Genomic DNA, 25,356 nt, shown 5'->3' on the forward strand with positions numbered 1-25,356 from the left:
AACGATGTTGAGTATTCTCTGGAGTTTTGTCGCCTTTATCGTCGCGCTGGGCGTGTTGATTACCGTACATGAGTTCGGCCACTTCTGGGTCGCTCGTCGCTGCGGCGTCAAAGTCGAGCGCTTCTCCATCGGTTTCGGTAAGTCACTCTGGCAACGCCGCGACCGTCACGGTACCGAATTTGTTATCGCGCTGATCCCGCTCGGCGGCTACGTCAAAATGCTCGACGAACGTGTCGAGAGCGTGCCGGCCGAGTTGCGTCATCAGGCGTTCAACAACAAAGCTATCTGGCAGCGCGCCGCGATTATTGCGGCCGGTCCTGTCGCCAACTTCCTCTTCGCCATCTTTGCTTACTGGGTTGTGTTTATTCACGGCGTACCTGGCGTACGTCCGGTGATTGGCGAAATTTTAAACGGTTCGGTGGCTGCAGAAGCGCAAATTACGCCCGGCATGGAACTTAAGGCTGTCGATGGTATCGAAACGCCTGACTGGGATGCTGTGCGTATGGCGCTGGTCGGCAAAATCGGCGACAGCAATGCCACCTTAACCGTGGCGCGTTTCGGCGAAGATGCCACGCAACAGAAGCAGCTGGATTTGCGTCACTGGCAGTTTGAACCTGATAAGCAGGATCCGGTGGTGGCATTGGGAATTCGTCCGCGCGGTCCGCAGATAGAAACCACGCTGGCCGAAGTTCAGGCGAATTCGCCAGCCAGTGAAGCCGGTTTGCAAGCAGGCGACAGGATCGTTAAAGTCGATGGTCAGCCATTATCGCAGTGGCAGGCTTTTGTCGCCCAGGTCCGGGATAACCCGGGCAAAAGCATGGCGCTTGAGGTGGATCGTGGCGGTGACTCAATCGCGCTGACGATGACGCCGGAAGCGAAACCTGGCAATAAAGCGGAAGGATTTGCGGGGGTTATCCCACGAATTGTTCCTCTGCCAGAAGAGTATAAAACGGTAAGACAGTATGGCGCGTTTGCGGCTATCGGCGAGGCCAGTGTAAAAACCTGGCAACTGATGAAGCTCACCGTCTCTATGCTGGGCAAGTTAATAACCGGTGACGTAAAGCTGAACAACCTGAGCGGGCCAATTTCGATTGCGCAGGGTGCAGGATTGTCAGCAGAGTATGGATTGATTTACTACCTGATGTTTCTGGCGTTGATTAGCGTCAACCTGGGCATCATCAATCTGTTCCCTCTGCCGGTTTTAGATGGTGGGCACTTGCTCTTCCTGGCGATCGAAAAGATCAAGGGTGGACCGGTGTCCGAGCGAGTTCAGGACTTTAGTTATCGCATCGGTTCGATTTTACTGGTGCTGTTAATGGGGCTTGCACTTTTCAATGATTTCTCACGTCTGTAATCGCGGGAACGCGAACATTCGAGGGATGTGTTAGGAAAACGCATAATAACGATGGCGATGAAAAAGTTGCTCATAGCGTCGCTGCTGTTTAGCAGCGCCACCGTTTACGGTGCAGACGATTTCGTGGTGAAGGATATTCATTTCGAAGGGCTGCAGCGAGTCGCCGTCGGCGCGGCTCTGCTGAGCATGCCAGTACGGGTTGGCGATACGGTGAATGACGATGATGTCAGAAATACCATTCGCTCGCTGTTCGCTACTGGCAACTTTGAGGATGTTCAGGTCCTGCGAGACGGTACAACGCTGATTGTCCAGGTCAAAGAACGTCCTACCATTGCCAGCATTACCTTCACCGGTAACAAAGCGGTGAAAGAGGATCAGCTCAAACAAAATCTGGAAGCCTCAGGCGTACGGGTCGGCGAAGCGCTGGACCGTACCATGATCTCTTCGATCGAGAAGGGACTGGAGGACTTCTACTACAGCGTCGGTAAATATACTGCCAGCGTGAAAGCGGTCGTTACGCCGCTGCCGCGTAACCGTGTCGATCTGAAGCTGGTGTTCACCGAAGGTGTCTCTGCCAAAATTCAGCAGATCAATATCGTCGGCAACAAAGCCTTCAGTTCTGATGAACTGATTTCCCGTTTCCAGCTGCGCGATGAAGTGCCGTGGTGGAACGTGGTTGGCGATCGTAAATACCAGAAACAGAAACTGGCGGGCGACCTTGAAACCCTGCGCAGCTTCTATCTCGATCGCGGTTATGCCCGCTTCAACATCGATTCCACGCAGGTCAGCCTGACGCCGGATAAGAAGGGCATCTACATCACCGTTAACATCACCGAAGGCGATCAGTACAAAATCGCTGGCGTGATCGTCAACGGCAGCATGGCAGGCCATTCAGCAGAAATTGAACATCTGACCAAGATTCCGGCGGGCGAGCTGTATAATGGCGCGAAAGTCACGAAGATGGAAGATGAGATCAAGAAGCTGCTGGGGCGCTATGGTTACGCCTATCCGCGCGTGGTCACCCAGCCGGAAATCAACGATGCGGATAAGACAGTAAAACTGCATATCAACGTCGATGCCGGCAACCGCTACTACGTCCGTAATGTCCGTTTCGAAGGCAACGACACCTCAAAAGATTCGGTGTTGCGTCGCGAAATGCGTCAGATGGAAGGGGCATGGCTGGGCAGCGATCTGGTTGAGCAGGGCAAAGAACGTCTGAACCGTACCGGCTACTTCGAAACGGTTGATGTCGATACGCAGCGTGTACCAGGCTCACCTGACCAGGTGGACGTGGTCTACAAAGTTAAAGAGCGTAACACCGGGACCTTTAACTTCGGCGTCGGCTACGGCACCGAAAGTGGCGTCAGCTTCCAGGTCGGCGTCACGCAGGATAACTGGCTGGGCACCGGTAATACCGTTGGCATCAGCGGTACCAAAAACGATTACCAGACCTATGCCGAGTTCTCGCTGACTGACCCGTACTTCACCGTTGACGGTGTGAGTCTGGGTGGTCGCCTGTTCTATAACGACTTTAAAGCGGATAACGCTGACCTTTCTGACTATACCAACAAAAGTTATGGTCTGGACGGTACGCTTGGCTTCCCGATTAACGAAAACAACACTCTGCGTGTCGGTCTGGGCTATGTCCACAATGACCTGTCAAACATGCAGCCGCAGGTTGCGATGTGGCGTTATCTTAATTCGGTCGGCAAGCCGCAACAGCTCAATGACGAAGGCGATTTCTCAGCAGATGACTTCACCTTTAACTACGGCTGGACTTACAACACCCTCGACCGTGGCTTCTTCCCGACCTCCGGTAACCGCACCAACCTGAACGGTAAGGTGACGATTCCGGGCTCGGATAACAGCTTCTATAAGGCCACGCTGGATACACAGCAATATGTGCCGATTAACCAGGATCGTACCTGGGTGCTGTTAGGCCGTGGCCGTGTCGGTTATGGCGATGGTCTCGATGGCAAAGAGATGCCGTTCTATGAGAACTTCTATGCCGGTGGTTCCAGCACCGTGCGTGGCTTCCAGTCCAATACCATTGGTCCGAAGGCTGCGTACTACAATAACAACTCGTCCAACTGCCGGATTGCCGATCCAAACGGTGTCTGTAAGTCGGATGATGCGGTGGGCGGTAACGCCATGGCGATCGCCAGCCTGGAGCTGATCACGCCAACGCCGTTCCTGAGCGAGAAGTATGCTAACTCGGTCCGTACCTCGGTGTTTGTCGATGCCGGTACAGTGTGGGATACCAAGTGGGAAAATACCGCGGAGACGCGTGCTGCCGGCATTCCTGACTACAGCGATCCAAACAACATCCGTGTATCAAGCGGTGTTGCGCTGCAGTGGATGTCGCCGCTCGGCCCACTGGTGTTCTCTTACGCCCAGCCGATCAAGAAAATCGAGGGAGACAAGTCAGAGCAGTTCCAGTTTAACATCGGTAAAACCTGGTAATGTTCTGCGCATGGATGCATAGCTGAAGTATTGCCACCGGGCAGCTCATGTGGCTGTTCCGGGGCAAACACTGTGTCGCTGACACAAACGTTGATGGTAAGGAGTTTATAGTGAAAAAGTTGTTGTGTGCCGCAGGTCTGGGTCTTGCTTTAGCGGTTTCCGCTGGTGTTCAGGCTGCTGACAAAATTGCAGTGGTAAACGTGTCCAGCATTTTCCAACAGTTACCGCAACGTGCGACTGTTGCTAAACAGCTGGAAAATGAGTTCAAAGGCCGTGCGACTGAACTGCAGAGCCAGGAACGCGATCTGCAAACCAAAATGCAGCGTCTGCAGCGTGACGGTTCAACCATGAAGGCCAGCGAACGCAGCCGCATGGAAAAAGACGTCATGTCACAGCGCGAAGCTTTCTCCTCTAAAGCGCAGGCTTTCGAGCAGGATAACCGTCGTCGTCAGATGGAAGAGCGTAACAAGCTGCTGAGCCGTATTCAGGATGCCGTCAAGAAAGTCGCTGACAGCGATGGTTACGACGTCGTGATCGACGCGAACGCGGTGGCTTATGCGTCAAACGCAAAAGACATCACTGCTGACGTGCTGAAACAGGTTAAATAATTGATGTCATCTATTCGACTGGCTGATTTAGCCCAGCAGTTGGATGCAGAATTGCACGGAGATGGCGATATCGTCATCTCCGGCATTGCTTCTATGCAATCCGCCACAACTGCCCAAATCACTTTTCTTGCAAACAGCCGTTACCGCGAGCAACTCGCCCTGATTAAGGCCTCAGCCGTGGTGCTGACGGAAGCGGATCTGGAGTGGTGCCACACCGCAGCGTTGGTGGTGAAAAACCCTTACCTGACGTATGCGCGTATGGCGCAAATACTCGATACCACCCCCCAACCGGCACAAAATATTGCGCCCAGCGCCGTGATTGATCCCAGCGCCCGACTTGGTGCAAACGTCGCCATCGGTGCGAATGCGGTGATTGAAGCAGAGGTCGAACTGGGCGATAACGTGGTGATTGGCGCCGGATGTTTTGTCGGCAAAAAGACCCGCATTGGCAGCGGCACGCGTCTGTGGGCCAATGTCTCTGTTTATCACGAGATTCAGATCGGTCAGGATTGTCTGATTCAGTCCGGCACCGTTATTGGTTCTGATGGCTTTGGTTATGCCAACGATCGCGGCAACTGGGTGAAAATCCCTCAGTTAGGCGCAGTGATTATCGGCGATCGCGTGGAAATAGGTGCCTGTACCACCATTGATCGCGGTGCGCTGGATAACACTCTGATCGGCAATGGTGTTATCATAGACAACCAATGTCAGATCGCCCACAACGTGGTTATTGGTGACAATACTGCGGTTGCAGGCGGTGTGATCATGGCGGGTAGTTTAAAAATTGGTCGTTATTGTATGATTGGCGGTGCCAGCGTCATTAACGGACATATGGAAATCTGTGACAAAGTCACCGTGACCGGTATGGGTATGGTCATGCGTCCGATCACAGAGCCTGGTGTATACTCGTCAGGCATTCCGCTACAACCCAACAAAACCTGGCGCAAAACTGCAGCGCTGGTGATGAACATCGATGACATGAGCAAACGCTTAAAAGCCATCGAGCGCAAGGTCGGTAAAGACGACTGACCGCCATCCCAAAACTGACCGGCTTTCATAATAAAAGTGTTAAGCAGGGAAGCCAGGCGCCACAGAACCTATTTGCGGCCTGCGGAAGATCATGTTGATCTGTGCAGGCCGTGTTATTGATGTCATCAGATTTTTAGGACAGGAAGAGTATTTTGACTACTGAAACTCATACTCTGAAAATTGAAGAGATTTTAGAGCTGCTGCCGCACCGCTATCCGTTTCTGCTGGTAGACCGCGTGCTGGAATTTGAAGAGCACAAATACCTGCGCGCAGTGAAGAACGTTTCTGTTAATGAACCGTTTTTCCAGGGGCACTTCCCTGGTAAACCGATTTTTCCTGGCGTTCTGATCCTGGAAGCGATGGCGCAGGCCACCGGTATTCTGGCGTTTAAAAGCGTGGGTAAACTGGAGCCGGGCGAACTCTACTACTTTGCCGGCATCGACGATGCTCGCTTCAAGCGTCCGGTTGTGCCGGGCGATCAAATGATCATGGAAGTCACTTTCGAGAAAACCCGCCGTGGTCTGACCCGCTTTAAAGGCGTGGCGACCGTCGATGGCAAAATCGTTTGTGAAGCGACCATGATGTGTGCCCGTAGCCGGGAGGCATAATTCGTGATTGATCCAACCGCCACTATCCATGCCAGTTCTGTCATCGAAGAAGGTGCCATCATTGGCGCTAATGTTCACATTGGTCCGTTTTGCTTTGTTGGGGCCAACGTTGAAATCGGTGAAGGAACGGTCCTGAAATCACACGTCGTGATTAATGGCCATACGCGTATCGGCAAAGATAACCAGATCTATCAGTTCGCCTCAATTGGTGAAGTGAATCAGGATTTGAAATATGCCGGTGAACCGACGCGTGTTGAAATCGGCGATCGTAACCGCATTCGTGAAAGCGTGACGATTCATCGCGGCACCATCCAGGGCGGCCATGTCACCCAGGTTGGCAGCGATAATCTGCTGATGGTGAATGCGCACATTGCGCATGACTGCGTGATCGGCAACCGCTGTATCTTCGCCAACAACGCCACCCTCGGTGGTCACGTCACGGTCGATGATTTCGCCATTATTGGCGGCATGACGGCGGTGCATCAATGGTGCACGATTGGCGCGCATGTGATGGTTGGCGGCTGTTCTGGCGTAGCGCAGGATGTACCACCTTATGTGATTGCCCAAGGCAACCACGCCACGCCGTTCGGGATCAATATTGAAGGTCTGAAACGTCGTGGCTTCAGTAAAGAGTCACTGCACGCGATCCGCAATGCCTACAAATTGCTTTATCGCAGCGGCAGAACGCTGGATGAAGTGAAGCCTGAAATTGAAGCGATCGCGAAGCAGCACAGCGAAGTGCAGCCTTTCTACGATTTCTTTGCCCGCTCAACCCGTGGATTAATTCGTTAATCCATGTCAGCGCGTCCTTTAATGATTGCCCTGGTCGCCGGAGAAACCTCCGGCGATATTCTTGGTGCAGGCCTGATCCGTGCGTTAAAAGCGCGCCATCCTGAGGCACGCTTTGTTGGCGTAGCCGGTCCGCTGATGCAGGCGGAAGGGTGTGAAGCCTGGTACGAGATGGAAGAACTGGCGGTGATGGGCATCGTCGAAGTGCTCGGCCGACTGCGACGTCTGCTGACGATTCGCCGCGATCTCACTCAGCGCTTCAGCGAACTGCGCCCCGATGTGTTTGTCGGCATCGATGCGCCCGATTTTAATATCACGCTGGAAGGCAACCTCAAGCGTGCGGGGATTCGCACTATTCATTACGTCAGCCCGTCAGTCTGGGCATGGCGACAAAAACGCGTGTTTAAGATTGGCCGCAACACCGATCTGGTGCTGGCGTTTCTGCCGTTTGAAAAAGCCTTTTACGATCGTTATAACGTTCCCTGTCGTTTTATCGGCCATACCATGGCAGATGCGATGCCGCTGCATCCCGATAAGCTGGCTGCGCGCCGCCATCTGGCGATTGCCGATGATGCGCTCTGTCTGGCGCTGTTGCCCGGCAGCCGTGGTGCGGAAGTGGAAATGCTCAGCGCTGATTTCCTGAAAACCGCTCAATTGTTGCGCCGCCACTATCCGGCGCTGGAGATCGTGGTGCCACTGGTTAACGCCCGTCGCCGCGAGCAGTTTGAGAAAATCAAAGCCGAGGTGGCGCCGGAACTGCCGATGCATCTGTTAGATGGGCATGGGCGTGAGGCGATGATTGCGAGCGACGCCGCATTATTGGCGTCAGGCACTGCCGCACTCGAATGCATGCTGGCAAAATGCCCAATGGTAGTGGGTTACCGGATGAAGCCCGCCACTTTCTGGCTGGCGAAGCGGCTGGTGAAAACGCCGTACGTTTCGCTGCCGAACCTGCTGGCCGGGCGCGAACTGGTTACCGAGTTGCTGCAGGATGAATGCCAGCCGGACGCGCTGGCGGCGGCGTTAGATCCGCTGCTGCACGCCGGACCTGAGCGCGACACTCTGCTACAGACGTTTCATGAATTACATCAACAGATCCGCTGGAACGCCGACGAACAAGCGGCGGATGCGGTACTGGAGCTGGTGAATGCCTGATTTTATCTATCCTGCCGTCGGGCTGATTGCCGGCGTAGACGAAGTAGGGCGCGGGCCACTGGTCGGCGCGGTCGTCACTGCCGCGGTGATCCTCGATCCGGCAAAACCGATTATCGGCCTGGCGGATTCGAAAAAATTGTCAGAAAAACGCCGTCTGGCGCTGTATGACGAAATCAAAGAGAAGGCGCTGGCCTGGAGCCTGGGCCGCGCAGAGCCGGAAGAGATTGACCAGCTTAATATTCTGCACGCCACCATGCTGGCGATGCAGCGCGCGGTCGCCGGTTTGCCGATCCTACCCGACTACGTGCTGATTGATGGCAACCGCTGTCCGGCGCTGCCGATGCCGTCGCAGGCGGTGGTCAAAGGGGATAGTCTGGTGGCGGAAATAAGCGCTGCCTCCATCATTGCCAAAGTGACGCGTGATCGCGAAATGGCGGAACTCGATCTGCTGTTCCCGCAGTATGGCTTTGCGCAACACAAAGGCTATCCTACCGCGCTGCACATGGAAAAATTGACGCAGCATGGTGCCACGCCGCACCACCGTCGCAGTTTTGCTCCGGTACGCAACGCGCTGATCGATGCTGACGTACTGGCTGCCCGCCAGCCCCATACGCTTTAATAGCCTGACACTGTTTTAACCGGAAACTGATATGGCTGAACCCCGTTTTATACATCTGCGTGTCCATAGCGACTATTCGATGGTTGATGGCCTGGCGAAAACCGGGCCGCTGATCAAGAAGGCGGCTGCACTTGGCATGCCCGCGATTGCGATTACCGATTTCACTAACCTGTGTGGTTTAGTGAAGTTTTACGGTGGTGCGCACAGCGCAGGGATCAAGCCGATCATTGGTGCCGACTTCAACGTCGCCAGTGAGCTGATGGGGGATGAGTTGACCCAGCTGACAGTGCTGGCCGCCAACAACACCGGTTATCAGAACCTGACGCTATTGATTTCACGCGCCTATCAGCGAGGCTACGGTGTGGCCGGACCGATCATCGATCGTGACTGGCTGCTGGAGCTAAATGAGGGATTAATCCTGTTGTCGGGTGGACGTCGGGGCGATGTCGGTCGCAGCCTGTTGCGTGGCAATACGGCATTGGTTTCGCAGTGTCTGGCGTTTTATCAGCAGCATTTTGCCGATCGGTATTACCTGGAACTGGTGCGCACCGGTCGTCAGGATGAAGAGAGCTATCTGCACGCGGCGGTTGAACTGGCGATCGCTGAAGGTGTGCCGGTCGTCGCCACCAACGAAGTCTGCTTCATCAATGAAGAGGATTTCGACGCTCACGAAATTCGCGTTGCGATTCATGATGGCTACACGCTGGACGATCCAAAACGTCCGCGCAACTACAGTCCTCAGCAATATATGCGCAGCGAAGCGGAGATGTGTGAGCTGTTTTCGGACATCCCGGAAGCGCTGGAAAACAGCGTAGAGATTGCTAAGCGTTGTAACGTCACGGTCCGGCTGGGTGAGTACTTCCTGCCGCAATTCCCGACTGGTGACATGACCACCGAAGATTATCTGGTGGTGAAATCGCGTGAAGGGCTGGAAGAGCGTCTGGCGTTCCTGTTCCCTGATGAAGCGGAACGTGCAGAGAAACGCCCGGAATATGATGAACGTCTTGAGATTGAGCTCAACGTTATCAACCAGATGGGTTTCCCCGGCTACTTCCTGATCGTGATGGAGTTTATCCAGTGGTCGAAGGATAACGGCGTGCCGGTCGGACCGGGTCGTGGTTCCGGTGCAGGCTCGCTGGTGGCCTATGCGCTGAAAATTACCGATATCGACCCGCTGGAATTTGACCTGCTGTTCGAACGTTTCCTTAACCCGGAACGTGTTTCGATGCCCGACTTCGACGTCGATTTCTGTATGGAAAAGCGCGATCAGGTGATTGAACATGTCGCGGATATGTACGGGCGTGAGGCGGTTTCGCAGATCATTACCTTTGGTACCATGGCGGCGAAAGCGGTAATCCGCGATGTTGGCCGCGTACTGGGGCACCCTTACGGTTTCGTCGACCGTATTTCAAAACTGATCCCGCCCGATCCCGGCATGACGCTGGAAAAAGCCTTTATCGCTGAGCCGCAGCTGCCGGCCATGTATGACGCGGACGAAGAGGTTAAGGCGCTGATCGATATGGCGCGTAAGCTGGAAGGCGTCACGCGTAATGCCGGTAAACATGCTGGTGGCGTGGTGATCGCGCCGACCAAAATTACCGATTTTGCCCCGCTTTACTGCGACGAAAACGGCCAGTTCCCGGTGACTCAGTTCGACAAGAATGATGTGGAATATGCCGGGCTGGTGAAGTTTGACTTCCTCGGCCTGCGTACTCTGACCATCATCGACTGGGCGCTGAAGATGATCAATCCGCGCCGGGAAAAGCAGGGACTGGAGCCGATCGATATCGCCGCCATCCCGCTGGACGATAAAAAAAGCTTCGACATGCTGCAGCGCTCGGAAACCACTGCGGTGTTCCAGCTTGAATCGCGCGGCATGAAAGATCTGATTAAGCGTCTGAAGCCTGACTGCTTTGAAGATATGATCGCGCTGGTGGCGCTGTTCCGTCCGGGTCCGTTGCAATCCGGCATGGTGGATAACTTCATCGACCGTAAACATGGCCGTGAAGCGATCTCTTATCCTGATATTCAGTGGCAGCATGAGAGCCTGAAGCCGGTGCTTGAACCGACCTACGGCATCATTCTCTATCAGGAACAGGTGATGCAGATCGCCCAGGTCCTCTCCGGTTATACCCTTGGCGGAGCGGACATGCTGCGCCGTGCAATGGGTAAAAAGAAACCGGAAGAGATGGCCAAGCAGCGGTCGGTATTCCGTGACGGTGCGGAAAGAATGGGCATCGACGGCGAACTGTCGATGAAGATCTTCGATCTGGTAGAAAAATTTGCTGGCTACGGCTTTAACAAGTCACACTCCGCCGCGTATGCGCTGGTCTCTTATCAGACGCTGTGGCTGAAAGCCCACTATCCGGCCGAGTTTATGGCTGCGGTCATGACGGCTGATATGGACAACACCGAGAAGGTGGTGGGTCTGGTCGATGAATGCTGGCGCATGGGGCTGAAGGTCCTGCCGCCGGACATCAACTCCGGTCTGTATCAGTTCCACGTCAATGAGGCAGGTGAAATCGTCTACGGTATCGGCGCGATCAAAGGCGTCGGTGAAGGGCCCATCGAAGCGATCATCGACGCCCGTAACGAAGGCGGCTACTTCCGCGAACTGTTTGATCTCTGTGCCCGCACCGATACCAAAAAGATTAACCGCCGGGTGATGGAAAAATTGATCATGTCCGGTGCCTTCGATCGCCTTGGACCGCACCGCGCCGCGCTGATGAGTTCCCTCAGCGATGCGCTGAAAGCAGCCGATCAGCATGCCAAAGCGGAAGCGATTGGACAGGCAGATATGTTTGGCGTGCTGGCCGATGAGCCGGAGCAGGTAGAGAAATCCTACGCCAGCGTTACGCCGTGGCCAGAGCAGGTTCAGCTGGATGGCGAGCGGGAAACGCTGGGGTTATATCTTACCGGCCACCCGATTAATCAGTATCTGAAAGAAATTGAGCGTTACGTCGGCGGGGTGCGACTGAAAGATATGCATCCTACCGATCGCGGTAAAATTACCGTCGCGGCTGGTCTGGTGATCGCTGCGCGCGTAATGGTGACCAAACGCGGCAACCGAATTGGTATCTGTACTCTGGACGACCGTTCCGGCCGTCTTGAGGTGATGTTATTTACCGATGCGTTAGACAAATACCAGCAGTTGCTGGAGAAAGACCGTATCCTGATCGTCAGCGGACAGGTCAGCTTTGATGACTTCAGCGGCGGCCTTAAAATGACCGCCCGGGAAGTCATGGACATCGACGAAGCGCGCGAAAAATACGCGCGCGGACTTGCTATATCGCTGACGGACAGGCAAATTGATGACCAGCTATTAAACCGACTCCGTCAGTCCCTGGAACCCCATCGCTCAGGGACTATTCCGGTGCATCTCTACTATCAGAGAGCCGACGCGCGAGCGAAGCTGCGCTTTGGTGCAGCGTGGCGAATTTCGCCCAGCGATCGTTTACTTAACGATCTGCGCTCGTTGATTGGATCGGAGCAGGTGGAACTGGAGTTTGACTAAAACAGGAACATTATGAGTCTTAATTACCTGGATTTTGAACAGCCGATCGCAGAACTGGAAGCGAAGATTGATTCGCTGACGTCGATTGGTCGTCAGGATGATAAACACGTTAATCTGGATGAAGAAGTTCAGCGCCTGCGCGAAAAAAGCGTTGAGCTGACCCGTAAAATCTTTGCCGATTTAGGCGCATGGCAAATCGCCCAACTGGCGCGCCATCCTTTGCGTCCTTATACCTTTGATTACGTCCGTAACGCATTCGACGATTTCGATGAGCTGGCGGGTGACCGTGCTTATGCGGATGACAAAGCCATTGTCGGCGGTATTGCGCGTCTTGACGGCCGTCCGGTGATGATCATCGGCCACCAGAAAGGCCGTGAAACCAAAGAGAAAATTCGTCGTAACTTTGGTATGCCAGCACCGGAAGGATACCGTAAAGCGCTGCGCCTGATGGAAATGGCTGAGCGGTTTAAAATGCCTATCATCACCTTCATCGACACCCCTGGCGCCTATCCGGGCGTGGGCGCCGAAGAGCGTGGTCAGTCAGAAGCCATTGCACGCAACCTGCGTGAGATGTCGGGTCTGAAAGTGCCGGTCATCTGTACGGTGATTGGCGAAGGCGGTTCCGGTGGTGCGCTGGCGATTGGCGTGGGCGATAAAGTTAACATGCTGCAGTACAGCACCTATTCGGTGATCTCTCCGGAAGGCTGTGCTTCGATTCTGTGGAAGAGCGCTGACAAAGCGCCTCTGGCTGCGGAAGCGATGGGCATTACCGCTCACCGTCTGAAAGAGCTGAAGCTGATCGACTCGGTTATTCCTGAGCCGTTAGGCGGTGCGCATCGTCATCCGGTCGATATGGCGCAGTCGCTGAAACAGCAACTGCTGGCCGACCTGGCCGATCTCGACGGTCTGAGCACTGAAGAGCTGCTGGATCGTCGTTATCAGCGTCTGATGAGCTACGGCTACGCCTGATTAGGCTGATGGTCAAAACAAAGCGGACTCCGGTCCGCTTTTTTTATGCCGCCAGCCTCACTCTGCCCGATATTCCGCATGCCCCGCCGCCTGCACTGCTCTCCGCCTACACCTTCAATCGGTTAGCGTATATGCTTACCCGATGCCACGACAAAGGGAGGTGAGCATTGAATATTCTGGCGATCATGGGCGCGCACGGCGTGTTTTATAAAGATGAGCCGTTGCGTGAACTCGACGCGGCATTAAAACTGCAAGGTTTTCAGCTACTTTATCCGAGAAACAGCGACGATCTGCTCAAGCTGATTGAACACAATCCGCGTATCAGCGGGGTGATCTTTGACTGGGATGCGCACAACAGCCCGGAACTGTGCGGCGAGATCAATCAGCTCAATGAATACCTGCCGCTCTATGCTTTCATCAATACCCATTCGCAGATGGATATCAGCGTCAATGAGATGCGGATGCCGCTGCACTTCTTTGAATACGCGCTCAACGCAGCCGACGATATCGCGCTGCATATCCGTCAGTACACCGATGACTATATTGACCACATCACGCCACCGCTGACTAAAGCGTTGTTCACCTACGTCAAAGAGGGTAAGTACACCTTCTGCACGCCCGGTCACATGGCGGGCACCGCCTTTCAGAAAAGCCCGGTCGGCTGCCTGTTCTATGATTTCTTCGGCGCCAACACCCTGAAGTCCGATATCTCAATTTCGGTGACGGAACTCGGCTCGCTGCTCGATCATACCGGCCCGCATCTTGAGGCGGAAGAGTATGTAGCGCGCACCTTTGGCGCTGAGCAGAGTTACATGGTGACCAACGGCACCTCGACCTCCAATAAAATTGTCGGGATGTACGCGGCACCCGCCGGCAGCACGGTGCTTATAGACCGTAACTGCCACAAGTCGCTGACTCATCTGTTGATGATGAGCGATCTGGTCCCAATCTGGCTGAAGCCAACCCGCAACGCGCTGGGTATTCTGGGCGGTATTCCAAAACAGGAATTCACTCGCGCCAGCATCACGCAAAAAGTGGCGGCGACCGAACGTGCCAGCTGGCCGGTCCACGCGGTGATCACCAACTCGACCTATGACGGCCTGCTGTATAACACCCAGTACATCAAAGAGACGCTGGATGTGCCGTCGATTCACTTTGATTCCGCCTGGGTGCCCTATACCAACTTCCACCCGATTTACGCCGGTAAAAGCGGCATGAGTGGTGAACGTATTCCGGGCAAAGTGGTGTATGAAACCCAGTCAACCCACAAGCTGCTGGCGGCCTTTTCACAGGCATCGATGATTCACATTAAAGGCGACTATGACGAGCAGACCTTTAACGAAGCCTACATGATGCATACCACCACCTCACCGAATTACGCCATTGTCTCGTCGATTGAAACCGCGGCGGCGATGCTGCGCGGTAACCCGGGCAAGCGACTGATCAATCGTTCGGTGGAACGCGCCCTGCATTTCCGTCGCGAGATCCAGCGCCTGCGCGAAGAGTCTGATAGCTGGTTCTTTGATATCTGGCAGCCGGAACAGATCGATGAGGCGCAATGCTGGCCGATCCAGCCAGGCGACGAGGCGTGGCACGGCTTTACCCAGGCCGATCGCGATCATATGTATCTCGATCCGATCAAAGTCACCATTCTGACGCCGGGCATGAGCGAACTGGGTGAGATGGCTGACGAGGGGATCCCGGCCGCGCTGGTGGCCAGATTCCTGGATGAGCGTGGCATCGTGGTAGAGAAAACCGGTCCCTATAACCTGCTGTTCCTGTTCAGTATTGGCATCGACAAAACCAAAGCGATGAGCGTGCTGCGCGGGCTGACCGAGTTCAAACGCGCCTACGATCTTAATCTGCGGGTGAAAAACATGTTGCCGGATCTCTATGCTGAAGATCCCGACTTCTACCGCAACATGCGGATCCAGACGCTGGCGCAGGGCATTCATCAGTTGATCCGCCATCACGATCTGCCGCGGCTGATGCTGCAGGCGTTTGATGTGCTGCCGGAAATGAAGATGACGCCACATCAGGCGTTCCAGCAGCAGGTGAAAGGCAATATTGAAACTGTCGATATCAGTCAGCTGGTCGGACGGATCTCAGCCAACATGATTTTACCCTATCCGCCGGGCGTGCCGCTGGTGATGCCGGGAGAGATGATTACCGAAGAGAGCCGTGCGGTACTCGATTTCCTGCTGATGCTGTGCAGCATTGGTCGTAACTATCCGGGCTTTGAAACCGATATTCATGGCGCCACGCTGACCGAAGAAGGGGAATATCGCGTTCGGGTGTTGAAAAACGACGCTGGTTAAGAACTTTGTAGATTGTCAGCTACCGGGTGCCTGCGTAAGGTAGGCACTCGTCTGAACTTAAGGAATTGAAATGCTGCAGTTAACGGCTATCCACCACATTGCGATCATCGCGTCAGATTATCAGCGCAGCAAAGCGTTCTACTGTGACGTGCTCGGCTTCAGCCTGCTGGGCGAATATTACCGCGAAGCTCGCGACTCATGGAAAGGGGACCTGGCGCTTCAGGGTCAGTACACGATTGAACTGTTCTCTTTTCCTCAGCCACCGGCACGGGTCAGCCATCCTGAAGCCTGCGGCCTGCGTCATCTGGCGTTCACCGTGCCGGATGTTGAGGCAGCGGTCGCAACGCTGGCGCAGAAAGGCGTCGTGTGCGAGCCAATCCGCATTGATGAACTGACCGGCAAACAGTGTACTTTCTTTGCCGATCCAGATGGTTTGCCGCTGGAGCTTTATCAGGCGTAAAATAGCGCGCTCAGTGGGCCACATCCGGTGGCCCGATTGTCTGGATTGCGCCATGTCTTTGTCTGCTTTTAATTCACTGCTGCAACCGGATGCCGCGCTGGTGGTGGCATTCAGCGGCGGACTCGATTCAACCGTGCTGCTGCATCAGGCATGGCGATGGCAACAGCACTCTCCTCAATCCCGCCTGCGGGCACTGCACGTGCATCACGGACTGAGTCCGAACGCCGATCGCTGGGCAGCGCACTGCATGGCGCTCTGCCAGCAATGGCAGTTACCGTGTGAGGTGTTGCGGGTCAGGGTCGATGGGCGTGACAGCGGCATTGAAGCAGCCGCCCGCACCGCTCGCTATCAGGCGCTGAGCACGGCGCTGCAGCCGGGCGAAATTTTACTGACGGCTCAGCATCTCGACGATCAATGTGAAACCTTGTTACTGGCGCTGAAGCGTGGCAGCGGCCCGGCCGGCTTAGCCGCGATGCCGCAATCCCGCTCGCTGGGCGCGCATCGTCTGTTACGGCCGTTGCTCAATCATTCCCGCCAGTCGCTGGAGCAGTATGCCCGGACGCATCAGCTGGTGTGGGTTGAGGATGAGAGCAATCAGGATTTGCGCTACGACCGCAACTTTCTGCGCCAGCGTCTGCTGCCTGAACTCAGTCAGCGCTGGCCCCATTTTGCCGAGGCGACGGCCCGTAGCGCGGCACTCTGCAGCGAGCAGGAGCAGTTGCTGGATGAGCTGCTGGCTGAACAGCTCAGTGCGCTGATCCAGCCTGACGGCAGCTTGCACTTTCCGCCCTTACTGACGATGAGTGAGGCGCGCGCCAATGCGCTGCTGCGCCGCTGGATCGCGGGTCAGAGCGGGGTGATGCCGTCACGAGATGGCCTGAACCGCATCCGTAATGAGGTGATGGCGAGTCGCGAAGATGCCCAGCCGCGGTTGCAGTTTGGTCAGGCTGAACTGCGACGCTATCGCCAGCAACTCTACTGGCTGCCGCGGCTCAGCGCGTTACGCGATATCCAGCTGGCGTGGCCCGATCTTCACCAGCCGCTGCGGTTGCCTGACGATCTGGGCACGTTGCAGGCCAGCCAGTCTCAGCGCCCGTTACGTCTTCCCCGACAGGATGAGCAGATCAGCGTGCGGTTTCACGCCCACGGCCAGATTCATCTGGTGGGGCGCAGCGGCGGACGGGAAATGAAGAAGGTGTGGCAGGCGTTGCACATTCCGCCGTGGCAACGCGAACGGATTCCGTTAATTTTTTACAACCAGACGCTGGTCTGCGCGCCGGATCTCTTCATTACCCGTGAGGGCGCGGCCATCGACCAGCATGGCTGGCAGGCTGTCTGGCATTCAAAATAAAAACGCAGGAGAGCAATGATGAAAACGTGGATCGCGGCGTGTTTACTGGCCGCCGCGCTACCGGCCTGGGCGGCGGGTGATGCGCAGAGCGGGGCGCAGAAAGCAGCCAGCTGTATGGCCTGTCACGGTGCAGAAGGAAAGGCCTCGGTGCCGCTCTATCCTAACCTGGCAGGGCAACAGGCGGCCTATCTTGAGCATGCCCTGCAGGCGTACAAAAAAGGTGAACGCAGCGGGGGTCAGGCCGAGGTGATGAAAGCGTTTGTCGCGGGATTAAGTGATGCAGATATGGCGGATTTAGCGGCGTACTACGGTTCGTTACAGCCCTGAAAGAGGAAAGGGCGGGGAAGTCCCGCCCGGAAAGCGTGGATTATTCTGCGCTGACAACTACCGTTCCCAGCTCCGGATGCGTGAAGCTGGCGATATGGTCGAGGCGTAACTCGCGGGTTTCACCGTCAAGATCGATGGCCAGATATTCCACATTTTTACGTGAAAAAATCTCGCTGGCCTTCGCTTTGAGCTGCTCGCCATTTTTCATTTCCAGCGACAGCATCCAGTTATTTTGGCAGGCGAGTTCCAGGTTGTCGTAATCATCGCAATTGATGGGTTGGTACGCTTCATTTATCAACATAGTCGCTCACCAATAAGTTAGCAGCGGCGTAGGCCGCCTGTTCCCTGACAGAAGAGTTTAGCGCAGTATTTGCGGCAATATCATTAAGCGCCTTCAATGCGCAGCCAATCGCATCGGGTATGTAACCTAAATCCCCGCTGCCGATTTCGGCATATTTTCGGCGAACTAACTCACAATAATTTTGCACGTGGCCCTCCTCAGCAGAGCGTCAATACTCTGGTTAACTGGCGACTATATCACAGCCATTTGCAGGAAATCAGCCCGCTTAAAGCAGGAACAGCACGCAAAACACTGCTAAAGTGACAGATTCCGCTGTCTGACGCGGAAAGAGTCAAAGCACAAAAGGTTAAGTTGATGAACAGGTTATCGGCAGTAAACACCCTAAGCGTACGGGAAGGTGGCAGATGATTATGCTGTCACGCAGTGTTGAAATCCCGGAGAGTGAAATTGAGCTGACCGCGATTCGGGCGCAGGGCAACGGGGGACAACATGTCAATAAAGCCAGCACGGCGATACATTTGCGGTTCGATATTGCCGCGTCCTCGTTGCCACCCTTTTATAAACAGCGACTGCTGGCCGCCAGTCACCATCTGATTACGCGCGAAGGGATTGTGGTGATTAAGTCGCAGGAGCACCGCAGTCAGGAGATGAACCGCGAAGCGGCGCTGCAGCGTCTGGTTAATCTGATTCGGGAACTGAGTACGGTAGAAAAGGCTCGTCGTGCCACGCGGCCGACCCGCGCCTCTAAAGAACGACGGCTGGAGGGGAAAGCCCGGCGTAGTACCACTAAGTCGATGCGCGGTAAGGTGCAATAAAAAACGCCCCGCAAGCGGGGCGTCTGAAACGATTACTTATTCAATGCTTTCAGCAGGAAGTCGACGATCTCATCCTGCTTGATCATCTGCTTCTCACCGGCACGGCGCGCTTTATATTCAATCTCCTGATTGTCGAGATTGCGATCGCCAATCACGATGGTGTGCGGCACGCCAATCAGTTCCATGTCAGCAAACATCACGCCCGGACGCTCTTTACGGTCATCCAGAATGACATCCACGCCTTTGGCACGCAGCGTCGCGTACAGCTCTTCCGCCAGCTCTTTCACCCGGAACGATTTCTGCATATTCATTGGCAGAATCGCCACTTCGAACGGTGCCAGCGCCGCAGGCCAGATAATGCCGCGTTCGTCATGATTCTGTTCAATTGCCGCCGCGACCACGCGCGTAATGCCGATGCCGTAGCAGCCCATGCTCATCACCTGGTTGCGGCCATCTTCACCCTGAACCGAGGCTTTCATCGCATCAGAGTATTTGGTGCCGAGTTGGAAGATGTGTCCCACTTCGATACCGCGTTTAATCTGCAAGGTGCCTTTGCCATCCGGGCTGAGATCGCCTTCAACCACGTTACGGATATCCGCTACGCTGGCCAGCGGCAGATCGCGCTCCCAGTTGATGCCAAAGTAGTGTTTACCGTCGACGTTTGCGCCAGCGCTGAAATCACTCATCTTCGCCACGGTACGATCGGCGATAATCGGCATCTTCAGGCCGACCGGACCGATAGAACCTGGACCGGCACCTACGGCAGCACGGATCTCTTCTTCGGTAGCGAACACCAGCGGCGCAGCCACGATGTCCGCTTTTTCCGCTTTGATCTCATTCAACTGATGATCGCCGCGCACCAGCAGGGCAACCAGCGCATGGCCGCTCTCTTCGGCACCTTTTACGATCAGCGTCTTCACCGTCTGCTCAATCGGCAGCTGGAATTGCTCTACCAGTTCGGCGATAGTTTTGGCATCTGGTGTATCAACGATGCGCATTTCCTGCGTCGGCTGAGCGCGTTCCCCGGCCGGGGCAACCGCTTCGGCCAGCTCGATATTTGCCGCATAATCCGATTCAGTAGAGAAGATCACATCATCTTCACCGCTCTGCGCCAGCACCTGGAACTCATGTGACGCGCTGCCGCCGATCGAGCCGGTATCCGCCTGCACCGCGCGGAAATCCAGCCCCATGCGAGTGAAGCTCTGGCTGTAAGCCCGGTACATTGCCTCGTATGTTTCCTGCAACGACTCCTGAGAAACGTGGAACGAGTAAGCATCTTTCATAATGAATTCACGTGAACGCATCACGCCAAAACGCGGGCGCACTTCATCACGGAATTTGGTCTGAATCTGATACAGATTTAGCGGCAGCTGCTTATAGGAGCTCAGCTCGTTACGGATCAGGTCAGTGACCACTTCTTCATGCGTCGGGCCAAGCACGAACGGACGATCATGGCGATCCGCAATACGTAACAGTTCCGGGCCATACTCTTCCCAGCGACCGCTCTCTTGCCATAAATCGGCAGGCTGCACGACCGGCATTGAAATCTCAATCGCGCCGGCGTTGTTCATCTCTTCACGCACGATGTTTTCGACTTTTTTCAGCACGCGCACCCCGGTCGGTAACCAGGTATACAAGCCAGAAGCCAGTTTGCGGATCATACCGGCGCGCAGCATCAGCTGATGGCTGATCACTTCAGCGTCGGAAGGCGTCTCTTTCTGAGTAGAGAGCAGATATTGAGTAGTACGCATTGATTACGATTCCAGTTGATCGGAAAGTCACAGACAGAATTTTGCTGGCGGCTAGTGTACCAGTGAGATCACCGGCTCAAAAGCGGGTTTTAACGCGGGTCGATGGCGATCACTTCCGTTCCGGCCGCGTCGATCCGCCAGCGCACATTAAAATCGATCAGCCAGGCGGCATATTCCCGCTGCTCCACTTCGCCTTTACGGTAAGCCGGACGGGGATCCTGCGCCAGGACTTCGCTGATAAAGCGCGCTAAATGCGGGTAGCGCGGCTGCAGCTGCTGCAATTGCTGTTGCGCCTGATCCGAGAAGCGGACCGGCATATCAGCGGCTGGCGCTGCCTGAGCAAAACCTGCCTCGGCGTGCGGTAAGGCTTCTGCAAACGGCAGGTAAGGTTTGATATCAACTACCGGCGTCCCGTCGACCAGATCCAGACTGCCGAGTTGCAGGATGACCTGCTGTTTATCGATATGGATGCCCTTAAGCTCAACCAGTGACATACCAATCGGATTAGGTCGAAAGGTTGAGCGGGTCGCGAAAACCCCGATGCGCGCATTGCCGCCGAGACGGGGCGGACGTACCGTTGGTCGCCAGCCACCCGCCATGGTCTGATGGAACACGAACAGCAGCCACAGATGGCTGAAAGCTTCCAGCCCGCGCACTGCTTCCGGCTGGTTATAAGGTGCCAGCAGGTGCAGCTCGCCGCCGCCATCCTGCACCAGACCAGGCTGGCGTGGTACGGCAAACTTCTCTTTCCACGGCGAGCGGATTACCCCAATTTGCGCAAAGGCGAAGTCACTCATTGATTACTGACTTTCAGCGCCGAACCCTGGCACACTGCCTGGCGATAGCAGCCTGGCGTACCGGTTACGATTTCGCATTTATGCAGCAGTACCGCATTGGCTTTCATCTGAGAGGCGCGGATCTGCAGGCGTTTACGTGCAGTGGCGATGTTAGCGGGTGAGTTCTGATTACTGATCTGACAATCTTCAGCAGAGACTTCGCCGAGATCGCGGAATGGTTTGCTGACCAGATCGGCCGCATCGGTATAGAGCTTAACCGGCGCAGGACGTGGCGTAGGTTTACGGGTCGGTTCGCTGGATTGCTGCGGACGAGAAGGTGCGCTGCTTATTGGGTGATATTCGTGAACACACCCGGTCAGCATCAATGCTAACAAGCAGAGCGGTAAAAAACGCATGGCAACATCCTCAAGTTTCAAAAAGTGGCGTTATTGAAACAAGGACCAGAATAAATAACAAGTCGGGCAGGGCACCCAATAACAGAAAGGGCGGCATAGCGCCGCCCTGGAAGAGAGGAGTAACCGAATTACCAGCCTTTAACGGCGCCGCCGTTGAAGACTTTGTTTGCGGCTTCGTTGACTTCGTCAGACTGGTAAGCCTGTACGAACTTCTTCACGTTTTCCGCATCTTTATTGTCTTCACGTGCCACAATCAGGTTCACGTAAGGAGAATCTTTATCTTCGACAAAGATGCCATCTTTAGCCGGCGTCAGACCGATCTGGCTGGCGTAGGTGGTATTGATAACCGCCAGCGCAATCTGCTGATCGTCGAGTGAGCGCGGCAGCTGTGGCGCTTCCAGCTCAACAATTTTCAGATGTTTTGGGTTCTCGGTGATATCCAGTGAGGTCGGCAGCAGGCCCACGCCATCTTTCAGCTTGATCAGACCCACTTTCTGCAGCAGCAGCAGGGTACGGCCCAGGTTGGTCGGGTCGTTAGGAATCGCGACCTGAGCTCCGTCCTGCAACTCATCCAGTGACTTAATCTTTTTCGAGTAGCCCGCGATAGGGTAGACGAAGGAGTTACCGACTGATACCAGCTTGTAGCCACGATCTTTGATCTGCTGATCCAGATACGGCTTGTGCTGGAAAGCATTGGCGTCGATGTCGCCTTTGCTCAGCGCTTCGTTAGGCAGCACGTAATCGTTAAACGTCACCAGTTCAACGTCGAGGCCATATTTCTCTTTCGCGACTTTCTGCGCTGCTTCAGCTACCTGCTGCTCAGCACCGACAATCACGCCCACTTTAATATGGTTGGGATCTTTCTCTTTTTGATCGCATCCTGCCAGCGCAATTGCGCCAATCAGTGCACCCACAGCGGCAATTTTTTTAAATCTGAAAGACATATCCTTTCCTTAATAGTGATATTGCTGGCTTACTTATGGGACACCGCACGTACGATGCGGTCACCACAGAATTGAATGAGATACACCAAAACCACTAACAACACCAATACCGTATTCATCACCGTGGCGTTGTAGCCGATATAACCGTACTGATAACCGATCTGACCCAGACCGCCTGCTCCCACTGCGCCGCCCATTGCGGAGTAACCGACCAGCGTAATCAGGGTGATGGTCGCCGCGTTGACCAGGCCAGGCATCGCTTCAGGTAACAGAACCTTGCGGATAATCTGCATTGGCGTAGCGCCCATCGCGCGTGACGCTTCAATCAGTCCGGTGGGCAGTTCCAGCAGAGCATTTTCCACCATACGTGCAATAAAAGGTGCGGCGCCGACGGTTAACGGCACAATCGCGGCCTGTAAGCCAATCGACGTACCGACGATGACGCGGGTAAACGGAATCATCCAGACCAGCAGGATAATAAAAGGAATCGAACGGAAGATATTCACCAGCGCCGAGAGCACGCGGTAGAGCCCCTGATTCTGCAGAATCTGTCCCGGACGGGTGACATACAGCAACACGCCGACTGGCAGACCCAACACAAAGCCAAAGAAGCCCGAGACAAAGGTCATCATCAGCGTTTCCCATACGCCGCGCCCCAGCAACCACATCATCGCCTCAGACATAACCTAACACCTCTACTTTCACGTGATTCTCCTGCAGCCAGGCGATGGCCTGACGGGTATCGCTTTCTGTGCCGTGCATTTCGGCCAGCATAATGCCGAACTTCACACCGCCGGCATAATCCATCTGGGCACTGATAATGTTGTTATTGACGTTGTAACGGCGTGCCGCTTCCGACAACAGCGGCGCATCGACAGATTTGCCGGTGAACTCCAGACGCAGCAGCGGCACACTATCGTGGCTGGCGGCGGCTGATAGACGCTGCTGATAGTCATCCGGGATATCCAGATGCAGCGTCGACTGAATGAACTGCTGCGCCAGCGGCGTTTTCGGATGTGAGAAGACTTCACTGACGCTATCTTTCTCAATCAGTTCACCCTGACTGATGACGGCGACCTGGTCACAGATGCGTTTCACCACATCCATCTCATGGGTGATCAGCAGAATGGTCAGGCCGAGCCGGCGGTTAATGTCTTTCAGCAGCTCCAGAATCGAGCGGGTCGTGGCCGGATCGAGGGCGCTGGTGGCTTCATCACACAGCAGCACCTTAGGATTACTGGCCAGGGCACGGGCAATCGCGACGCGTTGCTTCTGGCCGCCGGAAAGGTTTGCAGGCCAGGCATCATGCTTATCGGACAGGCCGACCAGCTCCAGCAGTTCAGCGACTCGCGCCTTAATCTGCTCGCGTGACAGGTTACCCAGCTCCAGCGGCAGCGAAACGTTGCCGGCGACGGTGCGGGAATTCATCAGGTTAAAGTGCTGAAAGATCATGCCGATCTGACGACGCGCCTGGGTCAGCTGGCGTTCGTTAAGCGCGGTCAGGTCAGCGCCATCCACCAGTACCCGGCCCGAAGTAGGGCGTTCAAGCAGGTTAACGCAACGAATCAATGTACTTTTGCCGGCACCGGAAGCCCCGATGACGCCATAAATTTGTCCGGCAGGCACGTGCAGACTGACGTCAGATAACGCCTGAATGGTACGGTTGCCTTGCTGAAACACCTTGGTGATATTTTCTAATTTAATCATTACGTTATTTATTATCGTGTTGCGTTGTCCGTGGTGTGGCAGGCGGTTAAGCCTGATATGCTGTCAAAGCTGGATGGATGGTAAGGCATCCAGACGTCTAAATCAATGGAAGTGATTCAATCTGGCATTCTCCCTTTTATAGCAATCATGCGATACTGATCGGCAATTTTTACAGCAGGAGTTTCTACGTGGCGAATAAAGTCCCAGCCATTTTTCTTGATCGCGATGGCACCCTTAACGTCGACCATGGCTATGTCCATGAAATTGATGATTTCCAGTTCATTGACGGCACTATTGAGGCGCTGCAGCAACTGAAGCAGATGGGTTTTGCGCTGGTGGTGGTGACCAATCAGTCTGGCATTGCGCGCGGCATGTTTACTGAAGATACCTTTATGCGCCTGACCGAGTGGATGGACTGGTCATTAGCCGATCGCGATGTGGATCTGGATGGCATCTATTTCTGTCCGCATCATCCTGAGGCGGCGGTCGAAGAGTTCCGCCAGGAGTGTGATTGCCGCAAACCGCAGCCGGGCATGCTGTTAACCGCCCAGCAGGAACTGCATATTGATATGGCCGCTTCTTATATGGTGGGTGACAAGCTGGAAGATATGCTGGCGGGTCAGGCTGCGGGTGTCGGTAAAAAAGTACTGGTGCGCAGCGGTAAGCCGGTCACCGCCGAAGGCGAAGCCGCAGCAGACTGGGTAATTGATAGCCTTGCCGCGCTGCCGGCACGCATCAAACAGGGCTAAAACGGCGCTTTTGTGCAAATTTCAGACGAACAGCAAAAAAGTTTGAATTTGCACTTGCGCTATCTGAAGCGTTCCCTATAATGCGCCTCCACTGACACGGAACACCGGCTTACGGAGAGACGGGTCAGCAGGCACAGGAGACTGTGCCGCCGGAGAAAAGCTTCTGAAAAAGAGGTTGACTCTGAGGGAGGAAAGCGTAATATACGCCTCCTCGCGACAGGACGCTAACGCACTGTTCGCACTGCTCTTTAACAATTTATCAGACAATCTGTGTGGGCACTCGCAGGATTGATATCAGCGTCTCCGGACGTAAAAAATATCAAGTCTCACGAG

24 protein-coding genes are annotated in these 25,356 nt (G+C 55.0%); 16 read left to right on the top strand and 8 right to left on the bottom strand.

Translation table 11 applies throughout. The annotated features are described in order from the left end of the window. The first annotated feature begins 4 nt into the window (after nt 1-4). The 14 genes from rseP to ABIB18_RS08915 all read left to right on the top strand — a co-directional run bounded on the left by rseP (nt 5) and on the right by ABIB18_RS08915 (nt 17,564). Nucleotides 5-1,354: a sigma E protease regulator RseP gene (rseP, locus tag ABIB18_RS08850; RefSeq protein ID WP_031375283.1), complete on the top strand. Its 1,350-nt coding sequence runs from the start codon at nt 5-7 to the stop codon at nt 1,352-1,354. Nucleotides 1,355-1,405: 51 nt separating this feature from the next. Next, entirely contained in the window at nt 1,406-3,817 is a 2,412-nt protein-coding gene (gene bamA / locus ABIB18_RS08855; protein ID WP_031375284.1) for an outer membrane protein assembly factor BamA, read from the top strand. Between the two features lie 110 nt (nt 3,818-3,927). After that, on the top strand, nt 3,928-4,425 hold the full coding sequence (gene skp / locus ABIB18_RS08860) for a molecular chaperone Skp (protein WP_003852644.1): 498 nt from the start codon (nt 3,928-3,930) through the stop codon (nt 4,423-4,425). Nucleotides 4,426-4,428: 3 nt separating this feature from the next. Beyond that, the gene (lpxD, locus tag ABIB18_RS08865) at nt 4,429-5,454 is read left to right on the top strand and encodes a UDP-3-O-(3-hydroxymyristoyl)glucosamine N-acyltransferase (RefSeq protein WP_354473987.1); all 1,026 of its coding nucleotides are present in this window, start codon (nt 4,429-4,431) and stop codon (nt 5,452-5,454) included. Between the two features lie 152 nt (nt 5,455-5,606). Next, nucleotides 5,607-6,062: a 3-hydroxyacyl-ACP dehydratase FabZ gene (fabZ, locus tag ABIB18_RS08870; RefSeq protein WP_031375286.1), complete on the top strand. Its 456-nt coding sequence runs from the start codon at nt 5,607-5,609 to the stop codon at nt 6,060-6,062. A 3-nt stretch (nt 6,063-6,065) separates the two neighbouring features. Continuing rightward, on the top strand, nt 6,066-6,854 hold the full coding sequence (lpxA, locus tag ABIB18_RS08875; protein ID WP_031375287.1) for an acyl-ACP--UDP-N-acetylglucosamine O-acyltransferase: 789 nt from the start codon (nt 6,066-6,068) through the stop codon (nt 6,852-6,854). Nucleotides 6,855-6,857: 3 nt separating this feature from the next. Then, nucleotides 6,858-8,006, top strand: a complete 1,149-nt coding sequence (gene lpxB, locus ABIB18_RS08880; protein WP_354473988.1) for a lipid-A-disaccharide synthase — start codon at nt 6,858-6,860, stop codon at nt 8,004-8,006. Further along, on the top strand, nt 7,999-8,625 hold the full coding sequence (gene rnhB / locus ABIB18_RS08885; RefSeq protein ID WP_089561402.1) for a ribonuclease HII: 627 nt from the start codon (nt 7,999-8,001) through the stop codon (nt 8,623-8,625). Before lpxB ends, rnhB begins: the two co-directional genes overlap by 8 nt. A 31-nt stretch (nt 8,626-8,656) precedes the next feature. After that, on the top strand, nt 8,657-12,139 hold the full coding sequence (dnaE, locus tag ABIB18_RS08890; RefSeq protein ID WP_046289208.1) for a DNA polymerase III subunit alpha: 3,483 nt from the start codon (nt 8,657-8,659) through the stop codon (nt 12,137-12,139). Nucleotides 12,140-12,151: 12 nt separating this feature from the next. Continuing rightward, the gene (accA, locus tag ABIB18_RS08895) at nt 12,152-13,108 is read left to right on the top strand and encodes an acetyl-CoA carboxylase carboxyl transferase subunit alpha (protein ID WP_031375289.1); all 957 of its coding nucleotides are present in this window, start codon (nt 12,152-12,154) and stop codon (nt 13,106-13,108) included. A 167-nt stretch (nt 13,109-13,275) separates the two neighbouring features. Then, on the top strand, nt 13,276-15,426 hold the full coding sequence (locus ABIB18_RS08900) for a lysine decarboxylase LdcC (protein ID WP_279810048.1): 2,151 nt from the start codon (nt 13,276-13,278) through the stop codon (nt 15,424-15,426). A gap of 70 nt (nt 15,427-15,496) precedes the next feature. After that, a complete protein-coding gene (locus tag ABIB18_RS08905; RefSeq protein WP_031375291.1) occupies nt 15,497-15,886 on the top strand; it encodes a VOC family protein in 390 nt (129 codons plus the stop codon). Nucleotides 15,887-15,938: 52 nt separating this feature from the next. Continuing rightward, nucleotides 15,939-17,237 (top strand): tRNA lysidine(34) synthetase TilS, encoded by a 1,299-nt coding sequence (tilS, locus tag ABIB18_RS08910; RefSeq protein ID WP_354473989.1) that lies wholly within the window; start codon nt 15,939-15,941, stop codon nt 17,235-17,237. Nucleotides 17,238-17,255: 18 nt separating this feature from the next. Further along, complete coding sequence (locus ABIB18_RS08915) at nt 17,256-17,564, top strand: c-type cytochrome (RefSeq protein WP_031375292.1); 309 nt, start codon at nt 17,256-17,258, stop codon at nt 17,562-17,564. 40 nt (nt 17,565-17,604) lie between these two features. Here the strand turns inward: ABIB18_RS08915 and rof are convergent, their stop codons facing one another. Further along, the gene (gene rof, locus ABIB18_RS08920; RefSeq protein WP_069728398.1) at nt 17,605-17,865 is read right to left on the bottom strand and encodes a Rho-binding antiterminator; all 261 of its coding nucleotides are present in this window, start codon (nt 17,863-17,865) and stop codon (nt 17,605-17,607) included. After that, the gene (locus ABIB18_RS08925) at nt 17,852-18,052 is read right to left on the bottom strand and encodes a YaeP family protein (protein ID WP_031375293.1); all 201 of its coding nucleotides are present in this window, start codon (nt 18,050-18,052) and stop codon (nt 17,852-17,854) included. The genes rof and ABIB18_RS08925 overlap by 14 nt, the downstream gene beginning before the upstream one ends. A 217-nt stretch (nt 18,053-18,269) precedes the next feature. Between ABIB18_RS08925 and arfB the strand changes: the two genes are divergently transcribed. Continuing rightward, a complete protein-coding gene (arfB, locus tag ABIB18_RS08930; RefSeq protein ID WP_031375294.1) occupies nt 18,270-18,680 on the top strand; it encodes an alternative ribosome rescue aminoacyl-tRNA hydrolase ArfB in 411 nt (136 codons plus the stop codon). A 32-nt stretch (nt 18,681-18,712) separates the two neighbouring features. On the opposite strand, the gene proS is transcribed toward arfB, so the two are convergent. From proS to metN, 6 genes are all read right to left on the bottom strand, one after another. Continuing rightward, nucleotides 18,713-20,431, bottom strand: a complete 1,719-nt coding sequence (gene proS, locus ABIB18_RS08935) for a proline--tRNA ligase (RefSeq protein ID WP_031375295.1) — start codon at nt 20,429-20,431, stop codon at nt 18,713-18,715. Between the two features lie 89 nt (nt 20,432-20,520). Further along, a complete protein-coding gene (tsaA, locus tag ABIB18_RS08940; RefSeq protein WP_031375296.1) occupies nt 20,521-21,228 on the bottom strand; it encodes a tRNA (N6-threonylcarbamoyladenosine(37)-N6)-methyltransferase TrmO in 708 nt (235 codons plus the stop codon). Then, nucleotides 21,225-21,623, bottom strand: coding sequence for an envelope stress sensor lipoprotein RcsF (gene rcsF / locus ABIB18_RS08945; RefSeq protein ID WP_031375297.1), 399 nt, complete (start codon nt 21,621-21,623; stop codon nt 21,225-21,227). The genes tsaA and rcsF overlap by 4 nt, the downstream gene beginning before the upstream one ends. Before the next feature lie 128 nt (nt 21,624-21,751). Continuing rightward, nucleotides 21,752-22,567, bottom strand: coding sequence for a MetQ/NlpA family lipoprotein (locus ABIB18_RS08950; protein ID WP_031375298.1), 816 nt, complete (start codon nt 22,565-22,567; stop codon nt 21,752-21,754). A gap of 29 nt (nt 22,568-22,596) precedes the next feature. After that, nucleotides 22,597-23,250 (bottom strand): methionine ABC transporter permease MetI, encoded by a 654-nt coding sequence (locus tag ABIB18_RS08955; RefSeq protein ID WP_031375299.1) that lies wholly within the window; start codon nt 23,248-23,250, stop codon nt 22,597-22,599. After that, complete coding sequence (gene metN / locus ABIB18_RS08960) at nt 23,243-24,274, bottom strand: methionine ABC transporter ATP-binding protein MetN (RefSeq protein ID WP_031375300.1); 1,032 nt, start codon at nt 24,272-24,274, stop codon at nt 23,243-23,245. Before metN ends, ABIB18_RS08955 begins: the two co-directional genes overlap by 8 nt. Nucleotides 24,275-24,462: 188 nt before the next feature. Here metN and gmhB point away from each other — a divergent pair, with 188 nt between their 5' ends. Continuing rightward, nucleotides 24,463-25,023: a D-glycero-beta-D-manno-heptose 1,7-bisphosphate 7-phosphatase gene (gene gmhB, locus ABIB18_RS08965; RefSeq protein ID WP_031375301.1), complete on the top strand. Its 561-nt coding sequence runs from the start codon at nt 24,463-24,465 to the stop codon at nt 25,021-25,023. The last annotated feature ends 333 nt before the right edge of the window (nt 25,024-25,356 follow it).

Origin of the sequence: Pantoea sp. UYEF8, assembly GCF_040546285.1 — a bacterium.
Taxonomy (GTDB): Bacteria; Pseudomonadota; Gammaproteobacteria; order Enterobacterales; family Enterobacteriaceae; genus Pantoea; species Pantoea brenneri.

What these genes read in the sequence shown, in the direction of transcription:
- rseP (WP_031375283.1), top strand. Translation starts at nt 5, where the DNA reads ATGTTGAGTATTCTCTGGAGTTTTGTCGCCTTTATCGTCGCGCTGGGC.
- bamA (WP_031375284.1), top strand. Translation starts at nt 1,406, where the DNA reads ATGGCGATGAAAAAGTTGCTCATAGCGTCGCTGCTGTTTAGCAGCGCC.
- lpxD (WP_354473987.1), top strand. Translation starts at nt 4,429, where the DNA reads ATGTCATCTATTCGACTGGCTGATTTAGCCCAGCAGTTGGATGCAGAA.
- lpxB (WP_354473988.1), top strand. Translation starts at nt 6,858, where the DNA reads ATGTCAGCGCGTCCTTTAATGATTGCCCTGGTCGCCGGAGAAACCTCC.
- rnhB (WP_089561402.1), top strand. Translation starts at nt 7,999, where the DNA reads ATGCCTGATTTTATCTATCCTGCCGTCGGGCTGATTGCCGGCGTAGAC.
- dnaE (WP_046289208.1), top strand. Translation starts at nt 8,657, where the DNA reads ATGGCTGAACCCCGTTTTATACATCTGCGTGTCCATAGCGACTATTCG.
- accA (WP_031375289.1), top strand. Translation starts at nt 12,152, where the DNA reads ATGAGTCTTAATTACCTGGATTTTGAACAGCCGATCGCAGAACTGGAA.
- ABIB18_RS08905 (WP_031375291.1), top strand. Translation starts at nt 15,497, where the DNA reads ATGCTGCAGTTAACGGCTATCCACCACATTGCGATCATCGCGTCAGAT.
- tilS (WP_354473989.1), top strand. Translation starts at nt 15,939, where the DNA reads ATGTCTTTGTCTGCTTTTAATTCACTGCTGCAACCGGATGCCGCGCTG.
- ABIB18_RS08915 (WP_031375292.1), top strand. Translation starts at nt 17,256, where the DNA reads ATGAAAACGTGGATCGCGGCGTGTTTACTGGCCGCCGCGCTACCGGCC.
- rof (WP_069728398.1), bottom strand. Translation starts at nt 17,865, where the DNA reads ATGTTGATAAATGAAGCGTACCAACCCATCAATTGCGATGATTACGAC.
- arfB (WP_031375294.1), top strand. Translation starts at nt 18,270, where the DNA reads ATGATTATGCTGTCACGCAGTGTTGAAATCCCGGAGAGTGAAATTGAG.
- proS (WP_031375295.1), bottom strand. Translation starts at nt 20,431, where the DNA reads ATGCGTACTACTCAATATCTGCTCTCTACTCAGAAAGAGACGCCTTCC.
- tsaA (WP_031375296.1), bottom strand. Translation starts at nt 21,228, where the DNA reads ATGAGTGACTTCGCCTTTGCGCAAATTGGGGTAATCCGCTCGCCGTGG.
- rcsF (WP_031375297.1), bottom strand. Translation starts at nt 21,623, where the DNA reads ATGCGTTTTTTACCGCTCTGCTTGTTAGCATTGATGCTGACCGGGTGT.
- ABIB18_RS08950 (WP_031375298.1), bottom strand. Translation starts at nt 22,567, where the DNA reads ATGTCTTTCAGATTTAAAAAAATTGCCGCTGTGGGTGCACTGATTGGC.
- ABIB18_RS08955 (WP_031375299.1), bottom strand. Translation starts at nt 23,250, where the DNA reads ATGTCTGAGGCGATGATGTGGTTGCTGGGGCGCGGCGTATGGGAAACG.
- metN (WP_031375300.1), bottom strand. Translation starts at nt 24,274, where the DNA reads ATGATTAAATTAGAAAATATCACCAAGGTGTTTCAGCAAGGCAACCGT.